Source organism: Anoxybacillus sp. J5B_2022 (genome assembly GCF_026847645.1).
Classification (GTDB): domain Bacteria; phylum Bacillota; class Bacilli; order Bacillales; family Anoxybacillaceae; genus Anoxybacteroides.
Window position 1 is genome coordinate 1 of sequence record NZ_JAPSMC010000104.1, and the last position, 4,078, is coordinate 4,078.

The 4,078-nt window shown below is 37.9% G+C and carries 5 protein-coding genes and 1 pseudogene; 5 read left to right on the plus strand and 1 reads right to left on the minus strand.

The genetic code is table 11. The features are described 5' to 3' along the window. Together M4I42_RS16300 and M4I42_RS16305 are read left to right on the plus strand one after the other, a co-directional pair. The coding region (locus tag M4I42_RS16300) for a hypothetical protein (RefSeq protein ID WP_268853110.1) at positions 1–588 on the plus strand (588 nt) is incomplete at its 5' end. Positions 589–699: 111 nt separating this feature from the next. Beyond that, complete coding sequence (locus M4I42_RS16305) at positions 700–1,422, plus strand: ZIP family metal transporter (RefSeq protein WP_063193535.1); 723 nt, start codon at positions 700–702, stop codon at positions 1,420–1,422. A gap of 90 nt (positions 1,423–1,512) precedes the next feature. Here M4I42_RS16305 and M4I42_RS16310 read toward each other — a convergent pair whose 3' ends face one another. After that, positions 1,513–2,409: a cation diffusion facilitator family transporter gene (locus M4I42_RS16310; protein WP_009361455.1), complete on the minus strand. Its 897-nt coding sequence runs from the start codon at positions 2,407–2,409 to the stop codon at positions 1,513–1,515. Positions 2,410–2,559: 150 nt separating this feature from the next. Between M4I42_RS16310 and M4I42_RS16315 the strand changes: the two genes are divergently transcribed. The 3 genes and pseudogenes from M4I42_RS16315 to M4I42_RS16325 all read left to right on the plus strand — a co-directional run. After that, positions 2,560–2,868, plus strand: coding sequence for an ArsR/SmtB family transcription factor (locus M4I42_RS16315; protein ID WP_009361456.1), 309 nt, complete (start codon positions 2,560–2,562; stop codon positions 2,866–2,868). Between the two features lie 14 nt (positions 2,869–2,882). Continuing rightward, positions 2,883–3,839, plus strand: a complete 957-nt coding sequence (locus M4I42_RS16320; RefSeq protein WP_004891650.1) for a cation diffusion facilitator family transporter — start codon at positions 2,883–2,885, stop codon at positions 3,837–3,839. Positions 3,840–3,854: 15 nt separating this feature from the next. Continuing rightward, positions 3,855–3,977: pseudogene (locus M4I42_RS16325) on the plus strand (oxidoreductase); the annotation flags it as partial. Between the last annotated feature and the right edge of the window lie 101 nt (positions 3,978–4,078).

Consider the following 4,078-nt stretch of genomic DNA (forward strand, 5'->3'; position numbering starts at 1 on the left):
AAAGACTTTGATATTCAGCACGAAAAGCTAATGCATCTGATTGTGGTAAGTAAAGATTTATCTTATTTTGACCATTTACACCCTGAATACAAAGGTGACGGACTATTTACGATTGCCTTAAACTTTCCTGCTGGAGGAGAATATAAATTATATGCGGATTATGTTCTAAAAGGGGCATCAAAAGTTGTAAAAAATCACACTGTTACGGTTGAGGGAGAAAAAGTACAAACCACGCCACTAAAACCAGACGAAAATTTAACGAAAATTGTGGAAGGCAAGGAAATTACATTATCTTTTGATGAACTCAAAGCTGGAACAGATGTTACATTGAACTTTAACATTAAAGACCAAAAGACAGGTCAACCGATTACTAATTTACAGCCATACTTAGGCGCTGTTGGACACGTTGTAATCATTAGTGAAAACACTGACGAATATTTACACGTACATCCAATGGACGAAAAGGCAAAAGGACCAGACGCCAAATTTATGACTAAGTTCCCTAAGAGTGGAATCTATAAAATTTGGGGTCAGTTCCAACACGAAGGCAAGGTTATTACCGTTCCTTTCGTAGTCAAAGTCTCATAACAACTTTAAAATCCTCCCACGGCGGAGGATTTTTTTTGTTTTCTTAAGGCATATTTTATGGTTTTGATAGATATACAAAGTAAAGACAACTAGTACAAGGGGGGACGATGGGTGAATTCACTTGGGCTTTTAGGGTTTTCTGCTTCTGCTATTGGAATGTTATCTGGTGGAGTGATTGCTTGGTTGTTTAAAAGTTTACAAAAAGGAATGCCGACCATTTTTTCAATATGTAGTGGAATGATATTTGGATTGGTCACAATGGAAATTTTGCCTGAAAGTATAGAAATCGGAGGTTGGTTTATTGTTATTGTCGGATTGATTTTTGGTTATTTTATTTACAAGCATCTAGAAAAGGTTTCTCATCATGTGATCATTATTACAAATGACGCTAAAAAAGACGTATTCGTACATTCTGGTCTATTTTTAACATTCAGTATTGCCCTGCACAATTTTCCAACAGGCATTGCACTTGGAACTAATACTCACGCTTCATTGACTAAACCAATGATGACTACGATTATGCTTCACAATATTCCAGAAGGGATTGCTGTTTTTACTCCCTTGTTGATGGCTGGGTTTGGAATTCTCAGCATCATACTTGGGGCAACCATAGCCTCCGCCCCCGTAGGAGTTGGAGCCTTCATAGGAAGCAATTATGGAATGGGGGTTCCTTGGCTAATAGCAATGATTATCGCATTGGCGATGGGGGTAATGCTTTCAGTGACGGGAAAAGAAATTTTTGGAACAGCTTTACGCACATCTACAAAAATATACTGTGTTATAATGGCTATAATTGGTTTTGTATTGGTTTCATTTTACTTATTTTTTCTGTAAAAAACTTGAGGATAACGTCATACGGGAATTTGAATAAGAATTTACAATAGATGTGCTTATATTTTAAAGGACAGCTTACTGCTGTCCTTTTTATACCCTTAAATCGGTATGTTGTAAGTCCGATTTTTCCACTTGAATTGTCGTATGCAAGATGTGAAATTCTTCTTCAATCCGTTGGATGGACTGTTTCAAAATGTCCTGACTATCCTTGGTATCATCAATGAGCAAATGGCAACTGAGCGAATCCAACCCAGAGGTGATTGTCCAGATGTGTAAATCGTGAACATCTTTTACGCCCTCAATGGATTGAAGAGTTTGCTTTACTTTGTCCATATCAATTGTAATCGGCGTTCCTTCCATAAGAATGTGAAAGGAGTTGCTTACCACACCCCAAGCGCTTCTCAAGATTAATAGCGACACGACAACACTGATGATGGGGTCAGCCACATACCAGCCGAAAAAGTACATTACAATCCCTGCCACAATTGCCCCAATCGCACCTAATGCATCAGAAATGATATGCAAATAGGCACTTCGCACATTTACATTTTCTTTGGTATCACTTTTTTTTGTCAAAATAAATGCGCTGGTGATGTTTGCCAACAATCCAATGGTAGCAATGAGCATCATTGTACCACTTGCGACTGTTGGAGGTTCAAAAAAACGTTTATAAGCTTCGTAAGAAATAAATCCCGCAATGACGAATAAGAGAAGTCCATTCAACATAGCTGCCAGTATTTCAAATCGGTAAAAACCGTATGTTTTTCGTGGAGAAGGGGGTCTTGCGGCGAACCACATAGCAAACAAGCTCAAAGCTAGAGAGCCAATATCGCTTAACATATGCCCTGCGTCCGATAGTAATGCTAGGCTATTCGTAAACAGTCCACCAAAGAACTCCAAAACCGTTATCCCCGAAGTAATAAGAAGAGCGATCATTAATCCCTTTTTGTTATCTGATACGTGGGAATGATTATGATTGTCTCCCATATCATCAGCCTCCTCTCATTCATTATGAGCTAAATCACCCATTTTCATTAAAAAACATTTCCTAAACTTGACAAAAAACTGAATTTAAAATATTATTACATACATATGAACATATGCTCATATATAATAAATAAAGTGAGGGAAATCATAATGAAAACCGAAGACCATTCTTTCTTAAAATCTGAAACCATTGAAAATGTATCGCAAATATTTAAGGTATTAGCCGATCCAACAAGAATCAAAATTCTTTATTTGTTATCGCAAGAAGAGTGCAATGTAAATCACATTGCAGAAGTATTGGAAATGTCTCAATCAGCTGTTTCCCACCAACTTAGTATGTTACGAAATCTGAGACTGGTTAAGTATCGCCGTGAAGGAAAAACACTATTTTACTCCTGCGATGACGAACACGTTATTTCATTATTAAAACAAGCCATTGACCATTCTGAACATCATTAAGGAGGCGTTTTACAATGCATAATCATCATCACCATCATTCTCACGATCACCACGGTCATCACCATCATCACGGTCACGGACATCATCACCACGACTTCGGCAGAGAAGGTAATAAAAAGGGGCTTACGATTGCCCTTCTCATCACCTCTGGAATTATGTTGTTAGAGTTTTTCGGAGGTTTAATCACAAACAGCCTAGCCCTTCTTTCTGACTCTGGTCATATGCTTAGTGATGCCAGTTCACTTATTCTTAGCTTAGTTGCAATTTGGTTTGCAACCAAACCAGCTTCCCCCAATAAAACGTATGGCTTTTATCGTTTTGAAATCTTAGCCGCTTTATTTAATGGAGTTACCTTGTTTGTTATCGCTGGATTTATCGTATGGGAAGCTATTCAGCGTTTTTACAACCCGCCAACTGTAGCTAGCGGTTCTATGATGCTGATTGCATTCATTGGACTTTTTGCCAACCTTTTAAGCGCCTGGGCGTTAATGAGAAAAGGTGATGTTAAAAATAATGTCAATCTTCGTAGTGCCTATCTTCACGTTATCGGAGATGCTTTAGGTTCTGTTGGAGCCATTGTTGCAGGACTCGTTATGTGGCTCTTTGGTTGGTATATTGCAGACCCCATTATTTCAGTTTTGGTTGCTTTATTAATTTTGAAAGGTGCTTGGGGAGTTATTAAACATACGGTTCATATTTTGATGGAAGGAACGCCTATTACCATTGACCAAAATGAAGTGAAAAAAGCCTTAGAAAGTATTGAAGGAGTGATTGACGTTCACGACCTTCATATTTGGACAATTACTTCAGGGTTGGACTCATTAAGTTGCCATATTTTGATTGAAGATCATCAAGACAGCCAAAAGGTTTTACAAGAAGCGATCCATTTTATTGAGGAACACTTTAAAATTCAGCATACAACCATTCAAATTGAAACCTCTCAAATCCATCACGGGGAAATGAGAATCTAACCCTCTTCGGAGCTGGTTGATTCTGTACAAGGATTATATTTCTTAGGATTGCCGTGGCAGTATCGAAGAGGATCCGCTCTTATTGGAGGAGTGGGTGCCGATGCAGAGTATTTGATAAATGATTTTTTAAACCATTGAAGGTGATGGCAATGTTGTGGTTAGAACTTTTTATAGCCCTTCTAAGCTTAACGTAAGTGGGAGAGTATTCATTCAAACATAAGTTTCAAATATTATTAAAT